Raw genomic sequence first — 26,020 nt, 5'->3', positions numbered from 1 at the left:
TTTTGGCTTGTCGCCCCGTGGATGACGTAGACACCGGTTCCGGTTGGAGCCCGGCCTACCTCGACGGAGAACGACCAGAATTCCGGTTAAAGAATTACTTCTTGCCGGGCTTCTTCTTGCCGGCGACGGTCCGCTTCGGGCCCTTCCGGGTCCGCGCGTTGGTCTTGGTCCGCTGGCCACGCACGGGCAGGCCCCGGCGGTGCCGGATGCCGGCGTAGCAGCCGATCTCGACCTTGCGGCGGATGTCAGCGGCGACCTCGCGGCGCAGGTCGCCTTCGATCTTGTAGTTGCCCTCGAGGTGGTTGCGGAGCTGCACCAGCTCCTCGTCCGTGAGGTCCCGGACGCGCTTGTCCGGCGAGATGCCAGTGGCGGTGAGCGTCTCCAGGGCGCGGGTGCGACCCACGCCGAAGATGTAGGTGAGCGCGATCTCCATCCGCTTTTCGCGGGGAAGGTCGACGCCGACTAGACGTGCCATGTGCGGGCTTACTCCTCGTGGTGTGCTGGCGGAGGTGTGGACCCGTCCCACCCCGCTACCGACCGTCCCTGTCCTTCCGACGCCGGTGGCGCCGGCGACCGGGATCGGTCGCTGCCCGAGCGGGCCCCGGCCTCCGACCGGGGGTCAACCACGATGAGGTACGCGCTGCGCACCGCTCGCGGCTGGAACGAGCATGTGATGTGTTCTCTGGATCTGCGGCCCGGGCCGGTCAGACCGACCGCTCACACGGTCGGACGTGACGGGTTCAGCCCTGGCGCTGCTTGTGGCGCGGGTCGGAGCAAATGACCATGACCCGGCCGTGCCGGCGAATGACGCGGCACTTGTTGCAGATCCTCTTGACGCTCGGCTTGACCTTCACGGTTGCCTTACTTCCCATCTGGCCCGGTGACGCGAGGCGCGACCCCGGACGACGAAGACGGACACGGGACTCACCCGGCCGCCGTCAGGCTTACTTGTAGCGGTAGACGATGCGCCCGCGGGTCAGGTCGTACGGCGAGAGTTCGACGACGACCCGGTCCTCCGGCAGGATGCGGATGTAGTGCTGCCGCATCTTGCCGCTGATGTGAGCCAGCACCTTGTGACCGTTCGCGAGCTCCACCCGGAACATTGCGTTCGGCAGGGGCTCGATGACCCGACCCTCGATCTCGATGGCTCCGTCTTTTTTCGGCATGTCCTCCGCTGTCCTGACGTCGGTTACTCCGGACGGCTCACAACGTCTTACACGGGTTGACTGATCAAGATCAGGTGGCCCGCGCCAGCCGCGGCTCCGAGTCCCACCGAAGCGCAGGGTGGGCATGCCGGAGTGGACGCTGTGCGCCGATCTGAAAGTGTACGCCCGACCGCGCGCCGTCGCCAAACCGCCCGGCCCTCCCGCCCGGACGGGTCGCGAAAAGCGGGTTCGAGGACCGTTCCCGGGCCGGCTCGGCGGTGTCAGCCCTCGCCCAACGCCCGCTTCGCGGCCTTCCGCTCCCGCTTCCGGGCCCGCTTCTCGCGCCGGCGCTGCCGCCGCCGTTCCTCCTGCGCGGCCCACCGCCGCGGCTCCCCCGACGTGATCCCGGACACGGTCCGGACCAGGACCACCGCGCCCCACGGCCCGGCCACCCAGCCGGGCCAGAAATAGAGCGCCTCACCGGACAGCACCGAGGTCACCGCCCACACCGCCAGCACGATCCCGACGACCTTCAGGTACGGCTCCCACACCTCGGCCAGCCACCGCGCGGTCACCGGCCGGCCGGAAGGGTCCGCCGTCCGGGCCGGGACCGCGGCGCCGGCGACCGCGAGCGCCGAGGCCTCCGCGCCGGCCGGGGCCGGCCGTTCCGCGCCCCACGTCGGTCCTGCGGCGGGTGCCGGCAGGTCGGCCACCAGATCGGTCAGGTCGGCGTACGTCCGGGCGGCGTACGCCCGCTGGAGACGCTCGTCGTACTCGTGCAGGTCCAACCGGCCCTCGTCGACCGCCACCCGCAGCCGGTCGGCGACCGCCTGCCGGTCCGCGTCGGCGGCCCGCATCTCACCCCGCCCGTCCATGCGTTCCAGCATGCCACCGTCGGACCACCGGCCCGCCGGGGGCGATCCGGGCGACGGGCCGCTCCGGAGGTCAGACCGCCGGCGAGTCGGCCGGCTGGCGGGCGGTCACCAGCTCGCCGAGGCGGGCCCGGCCACCGTCCGGGGCGGTGAGCACCCACACCCCGTCCGGCAGCAGCGCCATGGTGTGCTCCACGTGCACCGCCATCGACCCGTCCCGGGTCACCACGGTCCAGCCGTCGGCCAGCTCGGCGGTGCGCGGCGAACCCATGGTGATCATCGGCTCGATGGCGAGCGCCATGCCCGGCACCAGGCGGGGCCCCTTGCCCGGCCGGCCGTGGTTGAGCACGTGCGGGTCCTGGTGCATCTCGGTGCCGATGCCGTGGCCGCCGTAGCCGTCCACGATCCCGTAGCGACCGCCCCGGCGGACGGTGTCCTCCACCGCGTGCGAGATGTCGGTGAGCCGGCCCCTGCCGCTCGCCGCGCCCCGGGCCGCGGCGGCGATGCCGGCCCACATGGCGTCCTCGGCGACCGAGGTCATCCTGCGCAGCGCCGGATCCACCTCGCCCACCTCGACGGTGATCGCCGCGTCGCCGTGCCAGCCGTCGAGGATCGCGCCGCAGTCGATGGAGATGATGTCCCCGTCGCGCAGCACCTGGGCGGCCGACGGGATGGCGTGCACGATCTGCTCGTTGACCGACGAGCAGATCGACGCCGGGAAGCCGTGGTAGCCCTTGAACGACGGGACGGCTCCCGCCTCGCGGATCGTCGCCTCGGCTATCGCGTCCAGGTCCGCGGTGCTGACCCCGGGAGCGACGGCCTCCCGCATCCGACGCAGCGCCTCGGCGACCACGAGGCCGGCGGCGCGCATCTTCTCGATCTGGTCAGGGGTCTTCAGCTGGATGTCCAGCTGGGGACGACGCATGGAGGCGTACCTTTCGTCACCGAAGCCGAAGAGCGAGGCACGTCGCGCGTACCCCGCTCTTCGCACTCTATCCGCCGCCGTCCGGCGGTGCCTCAGCCGCCGTACGACCGCAGGGCGTCGATGGCGCGGACGGTGACGTCCTCCACCGGCCCGGTCGCGTCGATGCCGACCAGCTTGCCCTGGGCGCCGTAGTAGTCCACCAGCGGCGCGGTCTTGTCGGCGTATTCGCGCAGCCGGGTGGCGATCGTCTCCGGCTTGTCGTCGTCGCGCTGGAACAGCTCGGCGCCGCACCGGTCACAGATGTCCTCGCGGGTGGTCGCGTCGAACTCGACGTGCCAGATCTTCCCGCAGCCCCGGCAGGTGCGCCGGCCGGACAGCCGCCGGATCACCTCGTCGTCGTCGACGACCAGTTCCAGCACCAGGTCCAGGGCGGTGCCGAGGTCGGCGAGGAGCTTGTCCAGCGCGGCGGCCTGCGGCGTGGTGCGCGGGAAGCCGTCGAGGAGGAAGCCCTCGCTGGCGTCCGGCTCGGCGAGCCGGTCCCGGACCATGTTGATGGTGACCTCGTCGGGCACCAGCTCGCCGGCGTCCATGTAACGCTTCGCCTCGACGCCCAGCGGGGTGCCCTGCGAGACGTTCGACCGGAAGATGTCACCGGTGGAGATCTTCGGCACCGAGAGGTGCGCGGCGACGAACTCCGCCTGTGTGCCCTTGCCTGCACCCGGCGGGCCAACCAGAACGAGTCTCATCTACCGCAGGAACCCTTCATAGTTCCGCTGCATGAGTTGGCTCTCGATCTGCTTGGTGGTCTCCAGGCCGACGCCAACCATGATCAGCACAGCGGTGCCACCGAACGGGAAGTTCAGGTACTGCTGCCGGTCCAGCCAGATGAAGAAGAAGTTCGGCAGGATCGAGATCAACGCCAGGTAGAGAGCGCCGGGCAGGGTGATCCGGCTGAGGATGAAGTCGAGGTAGTCGGCGGTCGGCTTGCCGGGGCGGATGCCCGGCACGAAGCCGCCGTACTTCTTCATGTTGTCCGCGACCTCGGTCGGGTTGAACGTGATCGAGACGTAGAAGTACGTGAAGAAGATGATCAGCAGGAAGTAGACCGCGATGTAGATCGGGCTGGTCGGGTCGACCAGGTTGTTCTGGATCCACGCCTGGGTCTTGCCGGGGTTGTTCTGGTCGAAGAACTGGAGCGCCAGCTGCGGCAGGTAGAGCAGCGACGAGCCGAAGATGACCGGGATGACACCCGCCTGGTTGACCTTCAGCGGGATGTAGGTCGAGGTGCCGCCGTACATCCGCCGGCCGATCATCCGCTTGGCGTACTGCACCGGGATCCGGCGCTGCGCCTGCTCGATGAAGGTGACCGCGCAGATGACCACCAGGACTAGGGCGATGACGAGCAGGAACTTGCCCCAGCCCTGGGTCTGCTTGATCTGCCAGCCCTCGCTGGGGAGGCGCGCGGCGATCGAGGTGAAGATCAGGACGGACATGCCGTTGCCCACGCCGCGGTCGGTGATCAGCTCGCCGAGCCACATCACCACGCCGGTGCCGGCCGTCATCGTCATGACCAGGATGGTCAGCGTCAGCCAGTTCGGGATGCCGGTCCCCTCGGGGATGATCGGGAACTGGTCGCACTGGTTGTTGAAGAGCTGCCCGGAGCGGGCGAGCGCGACGAAGGCCGACGCCTGGAGGACACCCAGACCCAGGGTCAGGTAGCGGGTGTACTGGGTGATCTTCGCCTGGCCGGCCTGGCCCTCCTTGCGGAGCTGCTCCAACCGCGGGATGACCACGGTGAGCAACTGCAGGATGATCGACGCGGTGATGTAGGGCATGATGCCCAGCGCGAAGACCGAGAGCTGCAGCAGGGCACCGCCGGAGAACAGGTTCAGCAGGTTGAGAACACCCGTGGAACCGTTCTCCAGGGTGTCCAGGCACTTCTGCACGTTGCCGAAGGACACACCCGGGCTGGGCAGCGTCGCGCCGAGCCGGTAGATCGCAATGATGCCTACCGTAAACAGCAGCTTCTTGCGCAGGTCAGGCGTACGGAACGCACTGATGAAGGCGGACAACAACTGGATCCTCCTGCGCGGAAGGCCCGCCCGGCTCTGCATCCAGGAACCGAGGGGCGCCATCAGACTGGCGGACAGGACCAAGCCGCCGAGGTGACACCTTAACAGTCTCGTCGGCTGGCACGCCACGGGTTGCCGGCACCCCCGTCTGCCAGCGTGATTGGGGGTCCGACACGTCGACGCCGGCCGTCCCGACCGGCCACCCGGCCGGTACCGCCGGACACCCGCTCTGACCGGCCGATGTGCCAGGTGAACGCGCTGCGCGACCGGGACGTCGCATGCCGTCCACGGGCGTCCGGCGGGCCGCCTACCACTCTTCGCGGGTGGAGCGCACCGGGTCGGGGCAAGCCAGTGGGCGACGTCACAACCCCGTCGGACGAGACCGCCGTCCACACCGAACGGTGCTCCCTCGGCCGCGCCGGCCATCGCTTCGACCGGCCCGGCAAGACGCCGACGCCCGCCCGGTCACACCGGGCGGGCGTCGAGCGGTCGTACGGTCCTACAGCTCGGTGGTGGACCCACCGGCGGCGGCGATCTTCTCCTTGGCCGACGCGCTGAACGCGTGCGCCGTCACCTGGAGCGCGACCCCGCCGAGGTCGCCGGTGCCGAGCACCTTGACCGGCTGGCCCTTGCGGACCGCACCGGCCTCGACCATCTCCAGCGGGCCGACCTGGCCGCCGTTGGGGAAGAGTTCGGCGAGCCGGTCCAGGTTGACCACCTGGAACACGACCTTGAACTTGTTCTTGAAGCCCTTCATCTTCGGCAGGCGCATGTGGATGGGCATCTGCCCACCCTCGAACGCCGCCGAGATGTTCTTCCGGGCCTTCGAACCCTTGGTACCGCGGCCGGCGGTCTTGCCCTTGGAGCCCTCACCACGACCCACGCGGGTCTTGGCGGTCTTGGACCCCGGCGCCGGACGCAGGTGGTGGACCTTGATCGTCATTACTCGACCTCCTCGACCTTCACGAGGTGGTTGACCGTGAAGATCATGCCGCGGATCTCCGGACGGTCCTCCTTGACCACCACGTCGTTGATCCGCTTGAGACCGAGCGAACGCAGCGACTCACGCTGGTTCCGCTTGGTCCCGATCTCGGACCGGAGCTGGGTGACCTTCAGGCGAGCCATCAGGAATTCACCCCCGCCCGCGACGCCAGCATGGCGGCCGGCGCGACGTCCTCGACCGGCAGACCACGACGCGCGGCGACGGCCTCGGGGGATTCGAGCCCCTTCAGCGCCGCCACGGTGGCGTGCACGATGTTGATCGGGTTCGACGATCCGAGGCTCTTGGAGAGCACGTCGTGGATACCCGCGCACTCCAGCACGGCACGCACCGGACCACCGGCGATGACACCCGTACCGGCCGAGGCCGGCTTGAGCAGCACCACACCGGCGGCGTCCTCGCCCGTGACCGGGTGCGGGATCGAGGCTCCGATCCGCGGCACCTTGAAGAAGTGCTTCTTGGCCTCCTCGACACCCTTGGCGATGGCCGCGGGCACCTCCTTGGCCTTTCCGTAGCCCACACCGACGGTGCCGTCGCCGTCGCCCACGATCACCAGGGCGGTGAAGCTGAAGCGACGACCACCCTTCACGACCTTGGCGACGCGGTTGATCGCGACGACCCGCTCGAGGTGCGGGGTCTTCTCGACGGGCGCGTTTCCGCGGCCGCCCTCACGGCGGTTGTCGCGGCGACCACCCTCGTTGCCACCGGACCCGCCGCCACGGCGCTGTTGACCTGGCATCAGCAGCCTTCCTTATCTCTCGTGACGGGGTTTCTAGAACTCGAGCCCGGCTTCGCGGGCGGCGTCGGCCAGCGCGGCGACACGCCCCGCGTACCGGTTGCCACCGCGGTCGAACACGACCTTGGAGACACCGGCGGCCTTGGCCCGCTCGGCGAGCAGCGCACCGACCTTGCCGGCCAGGGCGCTCTTGTCGCCCTCCGTGCCGCGCAGCGAGGCGTCCAGGGTCGACGCCGACGCCAGGGTGTGCCCCTTGGTGTCGTCGACGATCTGGGCCACCATGTGCCGCAGGGAGCGGGTGACGACCAGGCGCGGACGCTCGGCGGTGCCGCTGATGTTCTTGCGGACCCGGAAGTGCCGACGCGCACGCCCGACGGCGCGCTTGGCGGCAACGCCGCGGCGGCGCTTGAGCAGCGTGGCGCTCACTTCTTACCTGCCTTTCCAGCCTTGCGGCGGATGACCTCGCCCTGGTACTTGACACCCTTGCCCTTGTAGGGCTCCGGCGGGCGGATCTTCCGGATGTTGGCGGCGACCTCACCGACCAGCTGCTTGTCGATGCCGGCCACGTGGAACAGGGTCGGCCGCTCCACGGTGAAGGTGATGCCCTCCGGCGCCGGCACGACCACCGGGTGCGAGAACCCGAGCGCGAACTCCAGGTCCTTGCCCTTGGCGGTGACCCGGTAACCGGTACCGGCGATCTCCAGGCTCTTGCGGTAGCCCTCGGTCACGCCGACGATCATGTTGGCGACCAGGGTACGGCTCAGGCCGTGCAGTTCCTTGGCCTTGCGCTCGTCGTTCGGGCGGTTGACGTTCAGCTGCCCGTCCTCGGCCCGCTCGACCTTGATCGGCTCGGCAAGGGTGTGCGACAGCTCGCCCTTGGGGCCCTTCACCTTGACGGTCTGGCCGTCGATCGTGATGTCGACGCCGGAAGGCACCGGGATCGACTTACGTCCAATACGCGACATTTCTACCTGTCTCCCGTTACCAGACGAAGGCGAGGACTTCCCCGCCAACGCTCCGCTTGCGGGCCTGCCGGTCGGTGAGCAGCCCCTGGGACGTCGAAATGATCGCCACACCCAGCCCACCGAGCACCCGCGGGAGCCCGTCCGACTTGGCGTACACCCGGAGACCGGGCTTGGACACGCGCTTGATGCCGGCCAGGCTCCGCTCGCGGTTCTGGCCGTACTTCAGCTCGACGACCAGTCGCTTGCCGACGGCGCCCTCCTCGGGCTCCTCGACCGACCAGGTGGCGATGTAGCCCTCGGCCTTGAGGACCTCGGCGATGTTCGCCTTGATCTTCGAGTAGGGCATCGTCACCTGGTCGTGGTACGCCTGGTTGGCGTTCCGCAGACGCGTGAGCATGTCTGCGATCGGGTCGGTCATCGTCATGAAACTCGTCAGCCTTTCTCGCCGGGGTTCCCGGGGCCTGTCGCCCCGGGCCTACGGCGAAGAGCAATACGTGATCGGTGCAAGGGGTCCCGGCCGTGCGACCGGGACTCGGTCGCCCTTACCAGGAAGCCTTGGACACGCCCGGCAGCTCACCGCGGTGGGCCATCTCCCGGATGCACACCCGGCAGAGCCCGAACTTGCGGTAGACCGCCTTGGGACGCCCGCACCGCTGGCAGCGGGTGTACGCGCGAACCGAGAACTTCGGCTTCGCGGCCGCCTTGAGGATCAGCGCCTTCTTGGCCATCTCAGTTCTCCTTGAACGGGAAGCCCAGGAGCTTGAGCAGCGCCCGGCCCTCGTCGTCGGTCGTGGCGGTCGTGACCACCGTGATGTCCATGCCCCGCTGGCGATCGATCTTGTCCTGGTCGATCTCGTGGAACACCGACTGCTCGGTCAGACCGAACGTGTAGTTGCCGTGCCCGTCGAGCTTGCGCCCGTCCAGACCGCGGAAGTCGCGGATACGCGGCAGCGCGATGGACAGCAGCCGGTCCAGGAACTCCCACATCCGGTCACCGCGAAGGGTGACCTTCGCGCCGATCGGCATGCCCTCCCGGAGCTTGAACTGCGCGATGGACTTGGTCGCCCGCCGCACCTGCGGCTTCTGACCGGTGATGGTGGCCAGGTCCCGGACGGCGCCGTCGATCAGCTTGGCGTCCCGGGCGGCCTCGCCGACACCCATGTTGACGACGATCTTGACCAGCCGCGGCACCTGCATGGCGTTGCCGTACTCGTACTGCTCGCGCAGCTGGTTCACGATCTCGTTGCGGTACCGCTCCTTGAGGCGCGGCATGGTCTTTTCGGTAGCCGTGGTCATCACAGGTCCTTACCGGTGCTACGCGCGATGCGGACCTTCTGGCCGTTGTCGTCGATCCGGTAACCGACGCGGGTCGGCTTGCCGTCGGAGTCCAGGACCTGCACGTTCGAGACGTGGATCGGGGCCTCCTGGGTGACGATGCCACCGGTCTTGGCGCCACGCTGGGTGGTGCTGATGCGGGTGTGCTTCTTGACCCGGTTCACGCCCTCGACCAGGACCTTGTCCTGCCGCGGGTAGGCCGCGATGACCTTGCCCTTGGCACCCTTGTCCTTGCCGGCGATGACGACGACCGTGTCGCCCTTCTTGACCTTCACGGTCACAACACCTCCGGCGCGAGAGAGATGATCTTCATGAACCGCTTGTCCCGCAGCTCCCGGCCCACCGGGCCGAAGATACGGGTACCGCGCGGGTCCCCGCCGTCCTTGATGATGACGGCGGCGTTCTCGTCGAAGCGGATGTACGACCCGTCCGGGCGCCGCTTCTCCTTGGCGGTGCGAACGACGACGGCCTTGACGACGTCGCCCTTCTTCACACCGGCACCCGGGATCGCGTCCTTGACGGTGGCCACGATGACGTCGCCGATGCTCGCGTAGCGCCGACCGGAGCCACCGAGAACCCGGATGCACAGGATCTCCCTGGCACCCGTGTTGTCGGCGACGCGCAGTCGCGACTCCTGCTGAATCACGTCTATCTCCTATGTCTGCCGGTTCTCCGGCCGCACGTGGCGGCCGGAGCCTGGCGGAACCTGCGCCCGACCGTCGCCGGGCGAGCTCGAGCCTTCGCTACTTGGCCTTTTCCAGGATCTCCACGATCCGCCAACGCTTGGTGGCGGACAGCGGCCGGGTCTCCATGATCAGAACCCGGTCGCCGATGCCGGCGGCGTTCGGCTCGTCGTGCACCTTCAGCTTGCGCGTACGGCGCATGATCTTGCCGTAGAGCGCGTGCTTGACCCGGTCCTCGACCTCGACCACGACGGTCTTGTCCATCTTGTCGCTGACCACCAGGCCCTCACGGACCTTGCGGCGAGCCCGCACGGTGGCGGTGGTGTTCTCGTCGGTCATGATGCAGTCACCTCAGTCGGCGCGGCCGAGAGCCCCAGCTCGCGCTCACGCATGATCGTGTAGATCCGGGCGATCTCCCGACGGATGACCTGCAACCGCCGGTTGTTGTCCAGCTGCCCGGTTGCGGCCTGCACGCGGAGGTTGAACAGCTCCGCCTTGGCCTCACGCAGCTTCGTGACCAGCTCCTCCTCGGAGAGCTCACGCAGCTCGGAAGGCTTGACGCCCGCTGCCATCAGGATTCACCCACTTCGCGCGTAACAATCCGGCACTTCATCGGGAGCTTGTGGATCGCGCGACGCATCGCCTCTCGCGCGATCTGCTCGTTGGGGAAGGACATCTCGAAGAGAACCCGCCCCGGCTTCACGTTGGCGACCCACCACTCGGGCGAGCCCTTGCCGGAACCCATCCGGGTCTCGGCGGGCTTCTTGGTCAGCGCCTGGTCCGGGAAGATCGTGATCCAGACCTTGCCGCCACGCTTGATGTGACGGGTCATCGCGATACGCGCCGACTCGATCTGGCGGTTCGTCACGTACGCCGGCTCAAGAGCCTGGATCCCGAACTCGCCGAACACCACCCGGTTACCACCCTTGGACGCGCCACTGCGGTCCGGGTGGTGCGGCTTGCGGAAGCCCTTCGGGGGCTTGCGCGGCATCAGCATCTGTCAGCCCTCCTGCTGCGTTTCTGCCGGCTGGGTGGCCGGAGCGGACGCGGCCGCGGCGACAGCAGCGCTGTCGATCGGCTCGCCGCTCGGCGTCTCCGCCTGCTGCGCGATGGTGGTCGCGGCGGCCCGACCGGCCTCGGTGCCGCCGGCGGTCGTGCCGGACGAACCGGACCGACCACGACGCGGCCGCTCGGGGCGGTCGCCGCGCTCACGGCGCGGGCGCGACGGGGCCTCGGTCGGGGTCTCCCGACCCGGCACCGCGTCACCCTTGTAGATCCACACCTTCACGCCGATCCGGCCGAAGGTGGTACGCGCCTCGAAGAAGCCGTACTCGATGTTGGCCCGCAGCGTGTGCAGCGGAACCCGGCCCTCGCGGTAGAACTCGGTCCGGCTCATCTCGGCGCCGCCCAGACGACCCGAGACCTGGACCCGGATGCCCTTGCAGACCGGGTTCTTCATCGCGGACTGCATCGCCTTGCGCATCGCCCGACGGAAGCTGACCCGGCTGGACAGCTGCTCCGCCACGCCCTGCGCGACGAGCTGCGCGTCCGACTCGGGGTTCTTCACCTCGATGATGTTCAGCTGGACCTGCTTGCCGGTGAGCTTCTCGAGCTCGCCGCGGATCCGGTCGGCCTCCGCGCCCTTACGGCCGATGACGATGCCCGGCCGGGCGGTGTGGATGTCGACGCGGACCCGGTCGCGGGTGCGCTCGATGTCGACCTTGGAGATCCCGGCGCGCTCGAGGCCCTTGGACATCATCCGGCGGATCTTGACGTCCTCGCCGATGTAGTCCTTGTAGAGCTTGTCCGCGAACCAGCGGGACTTCCAGTCGGTCGAGATGCCGAGCCGGAACCCGTGCGGGTGAACCTTCTGACCCATTACTCGGCACCCTCCGTCTTGCTCTGCGTCTCAGCCGGCTCGGCCTGCTTCGCCGGGGCCGCCTTCTTCGCCGCCGCCTTCTTCGGCGCGGCCGGAGCCACCGCCTCGACCGCGACGGTGATGTGGCACGTGCGCTTGCGGATCCGGAAGGCCCGGCCCTGCGCCCGCGGCTGGAACCGCTTCATGGTCGGGCCCTCGTCCACGAACGCCTCGCTGACGAGCAGCGCGTCAGGGTCCAGCCGCTCGTTGTTCTCCGCGTTGGCGATCGCGCTCGCGAGCACCTTGTAAACCTGCTCGCTCGCAGCCTGCGGCGCGAACTGCAGCACCGTGAGCGCCTCCTTCGCGGGCAGGCCGCGGACGAGGTTGACCACCCGGCGCGCCTTCATCGGCGAGATGCGCACGTGCCGCGCAACCGCCCGCGCGCCCGGAAGCACCGGAGCGTCGCCCTTTCCTGGCATCGCTGTAACCCCTTGTTCCTCTATCCGTATGCCCGCGGCGTCAGCGCCGACGGCTCTTCCGGTCGTCCTTCTCGTGACCCTTGAACGTGCGGGTCAGCGCGAACTCGCCGAGCTTGTGCCCGACCATCGCCTCGGTCACGAACACCGGGACGTGCTTGCGTCCGTCGTGCACGGCGATCGTGTGACCCAGCATCTCCGGGATGATCGTCGAGCGCCGCGACCAGGTCTTGATCACGTTCTTCGAGCCCTTGTCGTTCTGCGTCTCCACCTTCTTGAGCAGGTGGTCGTCGACGAACGGGCCCTTCTTCAGGCTGCGAGGCATGTCTTATCTCCCTCAGCCGCGCTTACGCGTGGCGTAGCGGCGGCGGACGATCAGCCGGTCACTCGGCTGGCCCTTACGACGGGTGCGGCCCTCGGGCTTACCCTGCGGGTTGACCGGGTGGCGACCGCCGGAGGTCTTACCCTCACCACCACCGTGCGGGTGGTCGACCGGGTTCATGGCGACACCACGGACCGTCGGGCGCTTGCCCTTCCAGCGCATGCGGCCGGCCTTGCCCCAGTTGATGTTCGACTGGTCGGCGTTGCCGATCTCGCCGATGCTGGCGCGGCAGCGGACGTCGACCCGCCGGATCTCGCCGGACGGCATGCGGAGAGTCGCGTACGCGCCCTCCCGGCCGAGCAGCTGGATGCCGACGCCGGCCGAGCGGGCCAGCTTGGCACCGCCGCCCGGACGCAGCTCCACGTTGTGGATGGTGGTACCGACCGGGATGTTGCGCAGCGGCAGGTTGTTGCCCGGCTTGATGTCGGCGCTCGGACCCGACTCGACCGCGTCGCCCTGCTTCAGGTCCTTCGGCGCGAGGATGTATCGCTTCTCGCCGTCGGCGTAGTGCAGCAGCGCGATGCGGGCGGTGCGGTTCGGGTCGTACTCGATGTGGGCGACCTTCGCCGGCACGCCGTCCTTGTCGACCCGCTTGAAGTCGATCAGACGGTACTGGCGCTTGTGACCGCCACCGTGGTGCCGCGTGGTGATCCGGCCGTGGGCGTTACGCCCGCCCTTCTTCGGCAGCGGAGCCAGCAGCGACTTCTCCGGCGTGGACCGGGTGATCTCGGCGAAGTCGGCGACACTCGAACCACGTCGGCCCGGCGTCGTCGGCTTGTACTTACGGATAGCCATTGTCTACACCCCTCAGCTGACCGGGCCGCCGAAGGCCTCGATACGGTCACCGTCAGCCAGCTTCACCATCGCCCGCTTGGTGTCCTTGCGCTTACCGAACCCGGTACGGGTCCGCTTGCGCTTGCCCTCGCGGTTGAGCGTGTTGACCGTCAGGACGCGGACGTTGAAGATCTGCTGGATAGCGATCTTGATCTCGGTCTTGTTCGCGTCCGGGTGCACCAGGAAGGTGTACCAGTTGCGGTTCAGCTCGCTGTAGCTCTTCTCCGAGACGACCGGCGCGACGATGATGTCGCGCGGATCGGCGATCGTGCTCACTTGCCACCCTCCTCGGTGGTCTCGGCGGGCTCGGCCGCCTGGCCGACCTCCGTCGGCAGACCCAGGAACTCGTCCAGGGCCTCCTTGGTGAAGACCACGTCGTCGGCAACCAGCACGTCGTACGTGTTGAGCTGGCCGGCCTCGATCAGGTGCACGCGGCTGTCCCGGGCGCTGCGCAGGTTGCGCAGCGACACCCAGTTCAGCTCGTCGGTGCCGCTCAGCACGACCAGGACCCGACGGGACTCGGTCAGCTTGGTCAGCGTCGCCAGCGCGGCCTTCGTGGACGGCTTCTCGCCCGAGACGAACGCCTCGACGACGTGCACCCGCCCGGCGCGGGCCCGGTCCGACAGGGCGCCACGGAGCGCGGCGGCCTTCATCTTCTTCGGGGTGCGCTGGCTGTAGTCGCGCGGGACCGGGCCGTGCACCACGCCACCGCCGGCGAACTGCGGCGCGCGGATCGAGCCCTGCCGGGCACGACCGGTGCCCTTCTGCTTGTACGGCTTCTTGCCGCCGCCGGCGACCTCGCCGCGGGTCTTGACCTTGTGCGTGCCCTGCCGGGCCGCCGCGAGCTGGGCCACCACGACCTGGTGCATCAGCGCGACGTTGGCCTGGACGTCGAAGATGTCGGCGGGCAGCTCGACCGAGCCGGCCTTGGCGCCTTCGACGTTGCGGACGTCAACGGTGGTCACTTGGCCGCACCGCCCTTCTTCACCTTGGTCTTGGCCGCGGTACGGACCAGGACCAGCGCGCCCTTCGGGCCGGGAATGGCACCGCGGACGAGCAGGAGGTTGTTCTCGGTGTCGACCGCCTGGACGGTCAGGTTCTGAACGGTGTAGCGCACGCCACCCATCCGGCCGGCCATCCGGGTGCCCTTGAAGACACGACCCGGGGTGGCGCAGGCGCCGATGGAGCCCGGCGAGCGGTGCTTGCGCTCGACACCGTGGCTGGCGCGCAGACCGTGGAAGCCGTGCCGCTTCATCGGGCCGGCGTAGCCCTTGCCCTTGGTCTTGCCGGTCACGTCGATCGCGACACCCGCCGGGAACTCCTCGACCGTGACCTCCTGGCCGAGCGAGTAGTCCGCGGCGTCGACGGTGCGCAGCTCGACGATGTGCCGGCGCGGCGCGACGTCCGCCTTGGCGTAGTGCCCGCTGATCGGCTTCTTGACCTTACGCGGGTCGATCGTGCCGTACGCCAGCTGGACCGCGGAGTAACCGTCCTTCTCGGCGCTACGAACCTGGCTGATGACGCAGGGGCCGGCCTGAACCACGGTCACGGGGACAACCTTGTTGTTGTCCCAGACCTGGGTCATGCCGAGCTTTGCGCCCAGGATCCCCTTGACTTGCCTGTCCATTTGTCCGGTCCCTACAGCTTGATCTCGATGTCGACGCCAGCCGGCAGGTCGAGGCGCATGAGCGAGTCGACCGTCTTCGGGGTCGGGTCGATGATGTCGATCAGCCGCTTGTGCGTGCGCATCTCGAAGTGCTCGCGCGAGTCCTTGTACTTGTGCGGCGAGCGGATAACGCAGAAACGGTTGATCTCCGTGGGCAGCGGCACCGGGCCCGCGACCTGCGCCCCGGTACGCGTCACCGTCTCGACGATCTTCCGAGCCGAGGAGTCGACGACCTCGTGGTCATAGGCCTTGAGCCGGATGCGGATCTTCTGTCCCGCCATGGTGGCTTCTGTTCCTTCTCTCGATGCCGCTGTGTCGCGGGTGCCCTGTACCGGCTGGTACAGACCCTCTTCGCCCACCCCCGCGGTCGGGCGTGTCGCGCCCTGGGGCCAGGCTCCGCCCCGGGTCTCCGGAGCGGCTCTGACCGCGCGGTGGGTCAAGGCGCCGATCGCATTACCGCGACCTGAACGCCGTGCGAGGGTGGTTGGCGGACGGGCCGCCAACCACCCCACGCCCGACTGCTCTGCCTGCACCGGAGGTTCAGCGTAAGCCGAACACGGCGCAGCGAACTGTCGTTACGCAACCTGACTAGTATGCCGCACGACCGGCGGCGGGTCTAATCGGGGTTACCTAGCTCACTTGATGATCTTGGTGACGAACCCGGCGCCGACGGTACGGCCACCCTCGCGGATCGCGAACTTGAGGTTCTCCTCCATGGCGATGGGCTGGATCAGCTTCACCGACATGGTGGTGTTGTCACCCGGCATGACCATCTCGGTGCCCTCGGGGAGGGTGACGACACCGGTGACGTCCGTGGTGCGGAAGTAGAACTGCGGACGGTAGTTCTGGAAGAACGGGGTGTGCCGGCCGCCCTCCTCCTTGGAGAGGATGTAGACCGTCGCCTCGAACTCCGTGTGCGGGGTCGTGGTGCCCGGCTTGACGACCACCATGCCGCGCTCGACGTCCTCGCGCTTGATGCCACGCAGCAGCAGACCGACGTTCTCACCCGCGCGGGCCTCGTCGAGCAGCTTGCGGAACATCTCGATGCCGGTGCAGACCGTCTTGGTCGACTTCTCGCGGATGCCGACGATCTCCACCTCCTCGTTCGGCTTGAGCACGCCGCGCTCCGCGCGACCGGTGACGACGGTGCCACGACCGGTGATCGTGAAGACGTCCTCGATCGGCATCAGGAACGGCTTCTCGGTCTCGCGCTCCGGCTGCGGGATCGCGGTGTCGACCGCGGTCATCAGGTCCATCAGCTTCGAGGTCCACTCGGGGTCACCCTCGAGGGCCTTCAGCGCCGACACCCGCACGACCGGCAGGTCGTCACCCGGGTAGTCCTGGTTCGACAGCAGCTCACGGACCTCGAGCTCGACGAGCTCCAGGAGCTCCTCGTCGTCGACCATGTCGCTCTTGTTGAGCGCCACGACGATGTACGGCACGCCGACCTGGCGGGCCAGCAGCACGTGCTCGCGGGTCTGCGGCATCGGGCCGTCGGTCGCCGCGACCACCAGGATCGCGCCGTCCATCTGCGCGGCACCGGTGATCATGTTCTTGATGTAGTCGGCGTGCCCGGGGCAGTCGACGTGCGCGTAGTGCCGCGCCTCGGTCTGGTACTCGACGTGCGCGATCGAGATCGTGATGCCGCGGGCCTTCTCCTCCGGCGCCTTGTCGATCTCGTCGAACGGCGTGTACGGGTTCAGGTCCGGGAACTGGTCGTGCAGGACCTTGGTGATGGCCGCCGTCAGCGTCGTCTTACCGTGGTCGATGTGACCAATGGTGCCGATGTTGACGTGCGGCTTAGTCCGCTCGAACTTCGCCTTCGCCACTGGTGTCCTCCTGTGGACTTCTGGTTCTTCTCGCCCCGGTACGCCGATTGGCGCTTAGGACTCTGTCGACAGCCTTTCCGGCCTGACGGCCGGAGAGCTTGGTGGGTTCTGCGGCGATGAAGCCTACAGGCCCGGTTCTCACGCAACCCGACCGCGGTGGCCGCGGGCGGGAGTTCCCCTCCCGCGACCACCGACGATCATCGGTTCAGCTCAGGTGAGCGTCACTCACCGGTCGCCTTGGCGATGATCTCCTTCGCCACGCTCTGCGGAACCTCGGCGTAGGAGTCGAACTGCATGCTGTAGCTAGCCCGGCCCTGGGTCTTCGACCGCAGGTCGCCGACGTAGCCGAACATCTCCGACAGCGGCACCAGGGCCCGGACGACGCGAGCGCCGCTGCGCTCCTCCATCGCCTGGATGATGCCCCGCCGGGAGTTGAGGTCGCCGATGACGTCACCCATGTTCTCCTCAGGAGTGGTGACCTCAACGGCCATCATCGGCTCGAGCAGTGCGGGGTCGGCCTTACGGGCCGCCTCCTTCATCACCATCGAGCCGGCGATCTTGAACGCCATTTCCGACGAGTCGACCTCGTGGTACTGGCCGTCCAGCAGGGTCAGCTTGACACCCACCAGCGGGAAGCCGGCGAGAATGCCGTACTGCATCGCGTCCTGCGCGCCCGCGTCCACCGAAGGGATGAACTCCCGGGGGATGCGACCACCGGTGACGGCGTTGGCGAACTCGTAGGTCGGCGAGTCGTTGCCCAGCGGCAGCGGCTCGACGCTCACGATGACGCGGGCGTACTGGCCGGAGCCACCGGTCTGCTTCTTGTGGGTGTACTCGATCTTGTCCACCTTGCGGCGGACCGTCTCGCGGTACGCGACCTGCGGCTTACCGATGTTCGCCTCGACGTTGAACTCGCGGCGCATCCGGTCGACCAGGATGTCCAGGTGCAGCTCGCCCATGCCGGAGATGACCGTCTGACCGGTCTGGTCGTCCAGCTTGACGCGGAAGGTCGGGTCCTCCTCGGCCAGCCGCTGGATGGCGGTGCTGAGCTTCTCCTGGTCGGCCTTCGTCTTCGGCTCGATGGCCACCTCGATGACCGGCTCCGGGAAGGTCATCGACTCCAGGATCACCGGGTTCGCCGGGTCGCACAGGGTGTCACCGGTGGTGGTCTGCTTCAGACCCTGCACCGCGATGATGTCGCCAGCCTGGGCCGAGCCGCGCTCTTCCCGCTTGTTGGCGTGCATCTGGTAGATCTTGCCGACCCGCTCCTTGCGGTCCTTGGTGGAGTTGACCACCTGGGTGCCGGTCTCGACCACGCCGGAGTAGACCCGGACGTAGGTGAGCTTGCCGAGGTGCTTGTCGGTCTGGATCTTGAAGGCCAGGCCGGAGAACGGCTCGTTCTTCGACGGCTTCCGCTGCATCGGGGTCTCGCCGTCGGTGGCCGTACCCTCGATGGCCGGCACGTCGAGCGGCGACGGCAGGAAGTCGATGACCGCGTCGAGCATCGGCTGGACGCCCTTGTTCTTGAACGCCGAGCCGCAGAGCACCGGGTTGGCCTTGCTGGCGATGGTGGCCCGCCGGATGGCGGCCTTGATCTCCTCGACGGAGATCTCCTCGCCCTCCAGGTACTTCTCCATCACCGCGTCGTCGACGTCGGCCAGGGTCTCCATCAGCTTCTCGCGCCACTCCGCCGCGGAGTCGGCAAGCTCGGCCGGGATCTCCTCGATGGTGTAGTCGTCACCCTTCTGGGTCTCCCCGCGCCAGGTGAGGGCGCGCATGCCGATCAGGTCGACGACACCGATGTGGTCACCCTCGAGCCCGATCGGGATCTGAAGCACCAGCGGGGTGGCGTTGAGCCGGTCGATCATCATCTGCACGCAGCGGAAGAAGTCGGCACCGGTCCGGTCGAGCTTGTTGACGAAGCACATCCGGGGGACGTGGTACTTGTCGGCCTGACGCCAGACGTTCTCCGTCTGCGGCTCCACGCCGGCGACGCCGTCGTAGACCGCGACCGCACCATCCAGCACCCGCAGCGACCGCTCGACCTCGACCGTGAAGTCGACGTGACCGGGCGTGTCGATGATCTGGATCGTGTGGCCCTTCCACTCACACTTGGTGGCAGCGGAGGTGATGGTGATGCCACGCTCCTGCTCCTGCTCCATCCAGTCCATGACGGCAGCGCCCTCGTGAACCTCACCGATCTTGTACGTGATACCGGTGTAGAACAGGATCCGCTCGGTGGTCGTGGTCTTACCGGCATCGATGTGCGCCATGATGCCGATGTTGCGTACGTTGGCGAGCGCGTCTGCGGCGGCCACTTCAATCCCTACTTATCGTCGTCTCGACACAACTGGTGGCGGTTCCGGCGCCGGACCGGCGCCGGAACCAGGGTGTTACCAGCGGTAGTGCGCGAAGGCCTTGTTCGACTCGGCCATCTTGTGCGTGTCCTCGCGCCGCTTGACGGCGGCACCCAGACCGTTGCTCGCGTCCAGCAGCTCGTTCATCAGCCGCTCGACCATGGTCTTCTCACGACGGGCCTTGGAGTAGGTCACCAGCCAGCGCAGACCCAGGGTGGTCGCGCGGGCCGGGCGGACCTCGACCGGCACCTGGTAGGTCGCGCCACCGACACGGCGGCTGCGGACCTCCAGGGTCGGCTTCACGTTGTCCATCGCGCGCTTGAGCGTGACGACCGGGTCGGTGCCGGACTTCTCGCGGCAGCCCTCCAGGGCGGCGTACACGATGCGCTCGGCGAGCTGACGCTTGCCGCGCAGCAGGATCTTGTTCACCAGCTGGGTGACCAGCGGCGAGTTGTACACCGGGTCAGCGACCAGCGGCTTCCGCGGAGCGGGTCCCTTACGCGGCATGTCAGCTCTTCTCCTTCTTCGCGCCGTAACGGCTGCGCGCCTGCTTGCGGTTGCGGACACCCTGGGTGTCCAGCGAACCGCGGACGATCTTGTAACGCACGCCGGGGAGGTCCTTCACCCGGCCGCCGCGAACGAGCACGATCGAGTGCTCCTGGAGGTTGTGACCCACGCCCGGGATGTAGGCGGTCACCTCGATCTGGCTGCTGAGCTTGACACGAGCGACCTTGCGGAGCGCCGAGTTCGGCTTCTTCGGGGTGGTGGTGTACACGCGGGTGCACACACCGCGCCGCTGAGGGGATCCCTTCAGCGCCGGGGTCTTGGTCTTGGTCGTCTTGGCCTGGCGGCCCTTTCGGACCAGCTGCTGAATGGTGGGCACCGGGTTTCTCCGCTCCCTTCGGCCGCTCGCGCGACCGCGCCGTCTGCTCGTTAGCCGCCCTGCTGGACGACTCTCCTACATTCCCACCGGGTCCACCTCGCGGTGGCCCCGGCACCCGCGGTCGGGCGTGTCGCCCCGATCACGGTCCCGGCGTCGTCGCTCGCACGCGACCCCGGGGTGTGTCACCGGCACGCAGCAGGCCGCGCGCCAGTTCTTGTGGCTTTGTCGTGCCGTCGCCGGACCGTCGGCTCACCGGATCCAGCGCACGCACGAGTTGCCCGGGCTGGCCCGGGCACAAGGGGAAAGAGTACCTACCACAACCGCGCTGGTCAAAACGGAGTGACCGGTGGGGTGTCCCACCGCCCGTCCTTCGGCTCCGTCGTGCCGGCCCGCCCGTGATGGGCACCTACGAACACAAGTGTACCGGCTGTTCCCCGAGCACGGCCCGTCGGGCCCGGTGACCGCCGCGCCAGGCCCGCCCGGGAAGGTGCCCGGCCGCCCGGGTCAGCCGCGCCGCCCGGGTCCGCCGCCACCACCCGGGTCGCTCCGGCGGACGGCAGCACCGGCCGTGCGGGTCACGCGAATGACACCAGCAACGCCAGCCCCACGCCGACCAGGCTCAACAGCACTCCCGCCGCCCCGCAGCCGACTCCGGCCACCGCCAGTCCCCGACCGGTGAAGCGGACCGCGGGCGGCGTCACCGGTCGGCGGATCTGCCGCATCGCGAGCAGCCCCGCGACGACCGCCCCCGCCCCGGTCAGCGCGCCCAACAGGGTGAACGCCCCGGCGGCCCAGACACCGCCGTCACCGCCCACCAGGCCGACGCAGATCACCAGGAACGACACCAGGATCGAGACGACGCCACCCACCAGCGAGCCGACCGCCAGCCCGGACGACACCGGCGGCACGTCCAGGTGCACGATGCCGAACGGCGTACCTGCCACCGGATCGACGCGGCGCGGCCGGGGCGAATCCCGGGGCGGAACCGGCGACGTTCCGGACCCCGACGGCGCGCCCCAACCGGACCCACCACCGGACGATCCGGGCGCGCCCCAACCCGAACCACCGGTGGGCGACCCGGGCGCACCCCAACCGGGACCACCGCTTGAGGACGGCGGCGCGCCCCGACCAGGACCACCGCCCGGCGACCCCGGCGCACCCCAACCCGGGCCGACGCCGGGCGACGACGCCGGGGCGCCGGACGGCATGCCCCATCCGGGGCCGGCGGGTGCGGGGCCGGCACCGCCGGCGTACCCGGGGTCGACCGCCGGGGACGGGTGCGGCCCCTGCGGGTGCGTGCCCCAGCCCGCCGGTGGCGCGCCCCACCCGGGGGTCGGCGGCGGCGTCCAGGGGCCGGCCGGCGCGGACGTCGGTGGTGGCGCGGTCTCCGGCGGCCCGCTCGGTCCCACCGCCGGCCGCGCCCACCCACCCGGATCGGGCCGGGCGTCGTACGGGCCGTCGGGATACGGCGCCGCGGGGTCGGTACCCGGTGGGCGCGCCGGTTCCGTCACGGATCCTCCTGTCGGAAGTGGGCGTCCACCGCCGCGCGACGGACACCGGCCAGGCTACCGCCGCCGGTCACCTCGCCGACGCCCGGCGGCGAGGAGTTCCCCCGGCGGGCGGTCAGTCGACGTTCGGGGCGAAATCCTGCCCGAAGGGCGCCTGGGCCAACCGCACGACGGCGATCACCAACGCGACCACCACGCTCACCGCGGCGAGCGTCAGGCCCGTCCAGGCCAGCCGCTCCCCCCGTCGCAGCCAGGCCGCGCCGGTGAGGAAACCCCCCGAGGCGTACGCCTCCAGGCGCGCCTGGCGCGCCAGCAACAGGGCGGTCGTGGCGGGCACCACCCCGCCGAGGAACAGGCCGGTCAGCGCGCCGATCAGGCCCAGCGCGAACACCGCGCGCGCCTTGGTCGAGCGCTTCGGGTCCGGGTCGAGCGGGTGGCGCGGCGGACCCGGCGGGGCGAGGGGCACCGGCCCGGGCGGGGTCGTCATCCCCCCATCATGCCGCCTCCGCCGGCCTCCGGTGCCGGCACGCCGGGCCGCGGACACGACGAGGCCCCCGGCGGCTGCCGGGGGCCTCGTCGTCGGAACTTGCTTAGCGGTACGACCCGAAGTCGAAGTCGTCCAGCGGCACCGCCTGGCCGCTGGCCGGTCCGAAGCCGTAGTCGGTCTCCGGGTAGCCGGTCATCGAGTAGACCTTGGCCTTCGCCTCCTCGGTCGGCTCGACCCGGACGTTGCGGTACTTGCTGATGCCGGTACCGGCCGGGATGAGCTTACCGATGATCACGTTCTCCTTGAGGCCGACCAGCGAGTCGCTGCGCGAGTTGATCGCCGCGTCGGTCAGCACCCGGGTGGTCTCCTGGAAGGAGGCCGCCGAGAGCCAGGAGTCCGTGGCCAGCGAGGCCTTGGTGATGCCCATCAGCACCGGGCGACCGGCGGCGGGCTCGCCGCCCTCGCCGACGAGCCGGCGGTTCTCCGACTCGAACAGCGCCCGGTCGACCAGCACACCCGGCAGGAACTCGGTCGAGCCGGAGTCGATGACCGTCACCCGCTTGAGCATCTGGCGAATGATGATCTCGATGTGCTTGTCGTGGATGAGCACACCCTGCGAGCGGTAGACCTCCTGGACCTCCTGGGTCAGGTGGACCTGGACCGCGCGCGGGCCGAGGATGCGGAGCAGCTCGTGCGGGTCGACCGTACCCACGGTGAGCTTCTCGCCGACCTCGACGTGGTCGCCGTCGTTGGCCAGCAGACGGACCCGCTTGGAGATCTTGTCGTAGACGATCTCGTCGCTGCCGTCGTCCGGCACCACGATGATCTTCCGCGAGCGCTCGCCGTCCTCGATCCGGATCCGGCCCGGGGTGTCGGCGATCGGCGCCTTGCCCTTCGGGACCCGGGCCTCGAAGATCTCCTGCACACGCGGCAGACCCTGGGTGATGTCCTCACCCGCGACACCACCGGTGTGGAAGGTACGCATCGTCAGCTGGGTACCCGGCTCACCGATCGACTGGGCGGCGATGATGCCGACCGCCTCGCCGACGTCCACGGTCTTGCCGGTCGGCAGCGAGCGGCCGTAGCACGCACCGCAGACGCCCAGCTTCGACTCGCAGGTCAGCACGCTGCGCACCCGGACGGTCTCGGTCCCGGCGGCGACGATCCGGTCGACCAGGATCGAGTTGATGTCCGAGCCACGCTCGGCCACCACGGTGCCGTCCGGCCCCTTGATGTCGTCGGCCAGCGTACGGGCGTGCACGCTGGTCTCGGCGTGCTCGTGCACGACCAGCCCACCGTCGCGCCGCTGCCCGATCTGCATCGGGATGGCCCGGTCGGTGCCGCAGTCCTCCTCGCGGATGATGACGTCCTGCGAGACGTCCACCAGACGCCGGGTCAGGTAACCCGAGTCGGCGGTACGCAGAGCGGTGTCGGCGAGGCCCTTACGGGCGCCGTGCGTGGAGATGAAGTACTCCAGCACGGACAGACCCTCCCGGTAGCTGGCCTTGATCGGCCGCGGGATGATCTCGCCCTTCGGGTTGGCCACCAGACCACGGATCGCCGCGATCTGCCGGAGCTGGAGCAGGTTACCGCGGGCACCCGAGTTGATCATCTTCCACAGTGGGTTCTCCTGCGGCAGCGCGGTGTCCATCTCCTGGGCGACCTCGTTGGTCGCGTCGGTCCAGATCTGGATCAGCTCGCCACGACGCTCCTCGGCGGTGATCAGACCACGCTGGTACTGCTTGTCGATCTTGTCGGCGTCCTTCTCGTACCGCTCCAGGATCTCCCGCTTGCGCGGCGGCGCGATGACGTCCTCCATGCCGATGGTGACGCCGGACCAGGTGGCCCAGTGGAAACCGGCCTCCTTGAGCCCGTCCAGGGTCGCCGCGAGGGCCACCTTCGGGAAGCGCTCGGCGAGGTCGTTGACGATCGCGGAGAGCTGGCCCTTGCGGATCTCGTAGTTCACGAACCGGTAGCCCTGCGGCAGCGTCTCGTTGAACAGGACCCGGCCCAGCGTGGTCTCCACGGTCAGCGCGTCGCCCTCGACCCAGCCCTCCGGCGCGGTCCACGCCTCGGCGCGGGCACCGTTGTCGACACCGACGACGCCCCGCAGCCGGATCTTGACCGGAGCCTGCAGGTGCAGTTCGCCGTTGTCGAACGCCATCCGCGCCTCGGCGTCCGAGCTGAACGCGCGGCCCTCGCCCCGCTCACCCTCGGTGCGGTGGGTGAGGTGGTAGAGACCGATGATCATGTCCTGGGTGGGCATGGTCACCGGCTTGCCGTCGGCCGGCTTGAGGATGTTGTTCGACGAGAGCATCAGGATCCGCGCCTCGGCCTGGGCCTCGGCGGACAGCGGCACGTGCACCGCCATCTGGTCACCGTCGAAGTCGGCGTTGAACGCGGTGCAGACCAGCGGGTGGATCTGGATGGCCTTGCCCTCGACCAGCTGCGGCTCGAAGGCCTGGATGCCCAGGCGGTGCAGGGTCGGCGCCCGGTTGAGCAGCACCGGGTGCTCGCCGATGACCTCTTCCAGCACGTCCCACACGACCGGGCGCTGCCGCTCGACCATCCGCTTGGCGGACTTGATGTTCTGTGCGTGGTTGAGGTCGACCAGCCGCTTCATGACGAAGGGCTTGAACAGCTCCAGCGCCATCTGCTTGGGCAGACCGCACTGGTGCAGCTTGAGCTTCGGGCCGACCACGATGACCGAACGGCCGGAGTAGTCGACGCGCTTGCCGAGCAGGTTCTGCCGGAAGCGGCCCTGCTTGCCCTTGAGCATGTCGGACAGCGACTTGAGCGGGCGGTTACCCGGACCGGTGACCGGCCGGCCCCGACGGCCGTTGTCGAACAGCGCGTCGACGGCCTCCTGGAGCATCCGCTTCTCGTTGTTGACGATGATCTCGGGCGCGCCGAGGTCGATCAGCCGCTTGAGGCGGTTGTTCCGGTTGATCACGCGGCGGTACAGGTCGTTCAGGTCGGAGGTCGCGAAACGGCCACCGTCCAGCTGCACCATCGGACGCAGGTCCGGCGGGATGACCGGCACGCAGTCGAGCACCATGCCGAGCGGCGAGTTGCGGGTGTTCAGGAACGCCGCGACGACCTTGAGCCGCTTGAGCGCCCGGATCTTCCGCTGCCCCTTACCGGTGCGGATGGTCTCCCGCAGGCTCTCCGCCTCGGCGTCCAGGTCCATGTTCTGGACCAGCGCCTTGATGGCCTCGGCACCCATCCCGCCGGTGAAGTACTCGCCGAACCGGTCGCGCAGCTCGCGGTAGAGCAGCTCGTCGGTGACCAGCTGCTTCGGCTCCAGCTTGCGGAAGGTGTCCAGCACCTCGTCCAGGCGGTCGATCTCGCGCTGGGCCCGGTCGCGGATCTGGCGCATCTCGCGCTCTCCGCCCTCCTTGACCTTGCGCCGGACGTCCGCCTTGGCACCCTCGGCCTCCAGCTCGGCCAGGTCGGCCTCGAGCTTGGCGGCCCGCTTCTCGATCTCCGAGTCGCGGCTGTTCTCGGCCTGCCGCTTCTCGGCGAGGATCTCGTTCTCGATCGTCGAGAGGTCGCGGTGACGCGACTCGGCGTCCACGCTCGTCACCACGTACGAGGCGAAGTAGATGATCTTTTCGAGGTCCTTGGGGGCGAGGTCCAGCAGGTAGCCCAGCCGGCTCGGCACGCCCTTGAAGTACCAGATGTGGGTCACCGGAGCGGCCAGCTCGATGTGCCCCATCCGCTCACGACGGACCTTCGACCGGGTCACCTCGACGCCACAGCGCTCGCAGATGATGCCCTTGAAGCGGACCCGCTTGTACTTACCGCAGTAGCACTCCCAGTCCCGCTGCGGACCGAAGATCTTCTCGCAGAAGAGCCCGTCCTTTTCCGGCTTGAGGGTGCGGTAGTTGATCGTCTCGGGCTTCTTGACCTCACCGTGCGACCACTGACGGATGTCGTCTGCGGTGGCGAGGCCGATGCGCAGCTCGTCGAAGAAGTTGACGTCGAGCACTATGTCCCCTATGTCG

The 26,020-nt window shown here is 68.9% G+C and carries 35 protein-coding genes; all 35 read right to left on the bottom strand.

All coding sequences use genetic code 11. The annotated features are described in order from the left end of the window. Positions 1 to 94 precede the first annotated feature (94 nt). Complete coding sequence (rpsM, locus tag D7223_RS19075) at positions 95 to 475, bottom strand: 30S ribosomal protein S13 (protein ID WP_120729760.1); 381 nt, start codon at positions 473 to 475, stop codon at positions 95 to 97. A 265-nt stretch (positions 476 to 740) separates the two neighbouring features. Continuing rightward, a complete protein-coding gene (gene rpmJ / locus D7223_RS19070; RefSeq protein WP_043965539.1) occupies positions 741 to 854 on the bottom strand; it encodes a 50S ribosomal protein L36 in 114 nt (37 codons plus the stop codon). A gap of 90 nt (positions 855 to 944) precedes the next feature. Next, entirely contained in the window at positions 945 to 1,166 is a 222-nt protein-coding gene (infA, locus tag D7223_RS19065) for a translation initiation factor IF-1 (protein ID WP_007073013.1), read from the bottom strand. Positions 1,167 to 1,426: 260 nt separating this feature from the next. Next, a complete protein-coding gene (locus D7223_RS19060) occupies positions 1,427 to 2,020 on the bottom strand; it encodes a DUF1707 SHOCT-like domain-containing protein (RefSeq protein WP_420330327.1) in 594 nt (197 codons plus the stop codon). A gap of 70 nt (positions 2,021 to 2,090) precedes the next feature. Continuing rightward, positions 2,091 to 2,942 (bottom strand): type I methionyl aminopeptidase, encoded by an 852-nt coding sequence (gene map, locus D7223_RS19055; RefSeq protein ID WP_120729759.1) that lies wholly within the window; start codon positions 2,940 to 2,942, stop codon positions 2,091 to 2,093. Between the two features lie 92 nt (positions 2,943 to 3,034). Further along, entirely contained in the window at positions 3,035 to 3,688 is a 654-nt protein-coding gene (locus D7223_RS19050) for an adenylate kinase (protein ID WP_120729758.1), read from the bottom strand. After that, positions 3,689 to 5,017, bottom strand: coding sequence for a preprotein translocase subunit SecY (gene secY, locus D7223_RS19045; RefSeq protein ID WP_120729757.1), 1,329 nt, complete (start codon positions 5,015 to 5,017; stop codon positions 3,689 to 3,691). A gap of 496 nt (positions 5,018 to 5,513) precedes the next feature. Further along, the gene (gene rplO / locus D7223_RS19040) at positions 5,514 to 5,957 is read right to left on the bottom strand and encodes a 50S ribosomal protein L15 (RefSeq protein ID WP_120729756.1); all 444 of its coding nucleotides are present in this window, start codon (positions 5,955 to 5,957) and stop codon (positions 5,514 to 5,516) included. After that, positions 5,957 to 6,139, bottom strand: a complete 183-nt coding sequence (rpmD, locus tag D7223_RS19035; protein ID WP_120729755.1) for a 50S ribosomal protein L30 — start codon at positions 6,137 to 6,139, stop codon at positions 5,957 to 5,959. Before rpmD ends, rplO begins: the two co-directional genes overlap by 1 nt. Further along, entirely contained in the window at positions 6,139 to 6,753 is a 615-nt protein-coding gene (gene rpsE / locus D7223_RS19030; protein WP_120729754.1) for a 30S ribosomal protein S5, read from the bottom strand. Before rpsE ends, rpmD begins: the two co-directional genes overlap by 1 nt. Positions 6,754 to 6,786: 33 nt before the next feature. Next, the gene (rplR, locus tag D7223_RS19025) at positions 6,787 to 7,176 is read right to left on the bottom strand and encodes a 50S ribosomal protein L18 (protein ID WP_120729753.1); all 390 of its coding nucleotides are present in this window, start codon (positions 7,174 to 7,176) and stop codon (positions 6,787 to 6,789) included. Beyond that, on the bottom strand, positions 7,173 to 7,715 hold the full coding sequence (rplF, locus tag D7223_RS19020) for a 50S ribosomal protein L6 (protein ID WP_120729752.1): 543 nt from the start codon (positions 7,713 to 7,715) through the stop codon (positions 7,173 to 7,175). The genes rplR and rplF overlap by 4 nt, the downstream gene beginning before the upstream one ends. 16 nt (positions 7,716 to 7,731) lie before the next feature. Beyond that, positions 7,732 to 8,139 (bottom strand): 30S ribosomal protein S8, encoded by a 408-nt coding sequence (gene rpsH / locus D7223_RS19015; RefSeq protein ID WP_073828943.1) that lies wholly within the window; start codon positions 8,137 to 8,139, stop codon positions 7,732 to 7,734. A 118-nt stretch (positions 8,140 to 8,257) separates the two neighbouring features. Next, positions 8,258 to 8,443 (bottom strand): type Z 30S ribosomal protein S14, encoded by a 186-nt coding sequence (locus D7223_RS19010; RefSeq protein ID WP_007073023.1) that lies wholly within the window; start codon positions 8,441 to 8,443, stop codon positions 8,258 to 8,260. A 1-nt stretch (position 8,444) separates the two neighbouring features. Continuing rightward, entirely contained in the window at positions 8,445 to 9,011 is a 567-nt protein-coding gene (gene rplE / locus D7223_RS19005; protein ID WP_120729751.1) for a 50S ribosomal protein L5, read from the bottom strand. Beyond that, a complete protein-coding gene (rplX, locus tag D7223_RS19000; protein ID WP_007465276.1) occupies positions 9,011 to 9,331 on the bottom strand; it encodes a 50S ribosomal protein L24 in 321 nt (106 codons plus the stop codon). The genes rplE and rplX overlap by 1 nt, the downstream gene beginning before the upstream one ends. Continuing rightward, the gene (gene rplN, locus D7223_RS18995) at positions 9,328 to 9,696 is read right to left on the bottom strand and encodes a 50S ribosomal protein L14 (protein ID WP_007073026.1); all 369 of its coding nucleotides are present in this window, start codon (positions 9,694 to 9,696) and stop codon (positions 9,328 to 9,330) included. The genes rplX and rplN overlap by 4 nt, the downstream gene beginning before the upstream one ends. Positions 9,697 to 9,793: 97 nt before the next feature. Continuing rightward, positions 9,794 to 10,072, bottom strand: a complete 279-nt coding sequence (gene rpsQ / locus D7223_RS18990; RefSeq protein ID WP_120729750.1) for a 30S ribosomal protein S17 — start codon at positions 10,070 to 10,072, stop codon at positions 9,794 to 9,796. Next, on the bottom strand, positions 10,069 to 10,305 hold the full coding sequence (gene rpmC, locus D7223_RS18985; RefSeq protein ID WP_013288628.1) for a 50S ribosomal protein L29: 237 nt from the start codon (positions 10,303 to 10,305) through the stop codon (positions 10,069 to 10,071). Before rpmC ends, rpsQ begins: the two co-directional genes overlap by 4 nt. Further along, complete coding sequence (rplP, locus tag D7223_RS18980) at positions 10,305 to 10,730, bottom strand: 50S ribosomal protein L16 (protein ID WP_007465292.1); 426 nt, start codon at positions 10,728 to 10,730, stop codon at positions 10,305 to 10,307. The genes rpmC and rplP overlap by 1 nt, the downstream gene beginning before the upstream one ends. Positions 10,731 to 10,733: 3 nt before the next feature. After that, positions 10,734 to 11,612, bottom strand: a complete 879-nt coding sequence (gene rpsC, locus D7223_RS18975; protein WP_120729749.1) for a 30S ribosomal protein S3 — start codon at positions 11,610 to 11,612, stop codon at positions 10,734 to 10,736. Next, positions 11,612 to 12,070, bottom strand: a complete 459-nt coding sequence (rplV, locus tag D7223_RS18970) for a 50S ribosomal protein L22 (protein WP_120729748.1) — start codon at positions 12,068 to 12,070, stop codon at positions 11,612 to 11,614. The genes rpsC and rplV overlap by 1 nt, the downstream gene beginning before the upstream one ends. Before the next feature lie 40 nt (positions 12,071 to 12,110). Then, a complete protein-coding gene (gene rpsS / locus D7223_RS18965) occupies positions 12,111 to 12,392 on the bottom strand; it encodes a 30S ribosomal protein S19 (protein ID WP_007073032.1) in 282 nt (93 codons plus the stop codon). A 12-nt stretch (positions 12,393 to 12,404) separates the two neighbouring features. Next, complete coding sequence (gene rplB / locus D7223_RS18960; RefSeq protein ID WP_120729747.1) at positions 12,405 to 13,244, bottom strand: 50S ribosomal protein L2; 840 nt, start codon at positions 13,242 to 13,244, stop codon at positions 12,405 to 12,407. 12 nt (positions 13,245 to 13,256) lie between these two features. Further along, positions 13,257 to 13,559 (bottom strand): 50S ribosomal protein L23, encoded by a 303-nt coding sequence (gene rplW, locus D7223_RS18955; protein WP_076466668.1) that lies wholly within the window; start codon positions 13,557 to 13,559, stop codon positions 13,257 to 13,259. Then, positions 13,556 to 14,248 carry a 50S ribosomal protein L4 gene (gene rplD / locus D7223_RS18950; RefSeq protein ID WP_120729746.1) on the bottom strand — a complete coding sequence of 231 codons (693 nt, stop codon included), beginning with the start codon at positions 14,246 to 14,248 and terminating at the stop codon, positions 13,556 to 13,558. The genes rplW and rplD overlap by 4 nt, the downstream gene beginning before the upstream one ends. After that, positions 14,245 to 14,910 carry a 50S ribosomal protein L3 gene (gene rplC, locus D7223_RS18945; RefSeq protein ID WP_120729745.1) on the bottom strand — a complete coding sequence of 222 codons (666 nt, stop codon included), beginning with the start codon at positions 14,908 to 14,910 and terminating at the stop codon, positions 14,245 to 14,247. The genes rplD and rplC overlap by 4 nt, the downstream gene beginning before the upstream one ends. 11 nt (positions 14,911 to 14,921) lie before the next feature. After that, positions 14,922 to 15,230, bottom strand: coding sequence for a 30S ribosomal protein S10 (gene rpsJ / locus D7223_RS18940; RefSeq protein ID WP_007073037.1), 309 nt, complete (start codon positions 15,228 to 15,230; stop codon positions 14,922 to 14,924). A gap of 354 nt (positions 15,231 to 15,584) precedes the next feature. After that, positions 15,585 to 16,778, bottom strand: a complete 1,194-nt coding sequence (gene tuf / locus D7223_RS18935; protein WP_120729744.1) for an elongation factor Tu — start codon at positions 16,776 to 16,778, stop codon at positions 15,585 to 15,587. A 221-nt stretch (positions 16,779 to 16,999) separates the two neighbouring features. Then, entirely contained in the window at positions 17,000 to 19,096 is a 2,097-nt protein-coding gene (gene fusA, locus D7223_RS18930) for an elongation factor G (RefSeq protein WP_120729743.1), read from the bottom strand. Positions 19,097 to 19,171: 75 nt separating this feature from the next. Further along, entirely contained in the window at positions 19,172 to 19,642 is a 471-nt protein-coding gene (gene rpsG, locus D7223_RS18925; protein ID WP_091079418.1) for a 30S ribosomal protein S7, read from the bottom strand. Position 19,643: 1 nt separating this feature from the next. Continuing rightward, positions 19,644 to 20,018: a 30S ribosomal protein S12 gene (gene rpsL / locus D7223_RS18920; RefSeq protein ID WP_007465318.1), complete on the bottom strand. Its 375-nt coding sequence runs from the start codon at positions 20,016 to 20,018 to the stop codon at positions 19,644 to 19,646. Between the two features lie 575 nt (positions 20,019 to 20,593). After that, on the bottom strand, positions 20,594 to 20,962 hold the full coding sequence (locus D7223_RS18915) for a hypothetical protein (RefSeq protein WP_120729742.1): 369 nt from the start codon (positions 20,960 to 20,962) through the stop codon (positions 20,594 to 20,596). A 679-nt stretch (positions 20,963 to 21,641) separates the two neighbouring features. Beyond that, positions 21,642 to 22,013 (bottom strand): hypothetical protein, encoded by a 372-nt coding sequence (locus D7223_RS18910; RefSeq protein ID WP_120729741.1) that lies wholly within the window; start codon positions 22,011 to 22,013, stop codon positions 21,642 to 21,644. Positions 22,014 to 22,116: 103 nt separating this feature from the next. Next, positions 22,117 to 26,004: a DNA-directed RNA polymerase subunit beta' gene (locus D7223_RS18905; protein WP_120729740.1), complete on the bottom strand. Its 3,888-nt coding sequence runs from the start codon at positions 26,002 to 26,004 to the stop codon at positions 22,117 to 22,119. Between the last annotated feature and the right edge of the window lie 16 nt (positions 26,005 to 26,020).

Origin of the sequence: Micromonospora endolithica (assembly GCF_003626595.1) — a bacterium.
Classification (GTDB): domain Bacteria; phylum Actinomycetota; class Actinomycetes; order Mycobacteriales; family Micromonosporaceae; genus Micromonospora; species Micromonospora endolithica.
This window is presented reverse-complemented; position numbering and strand designations above follow the sequence as displayed.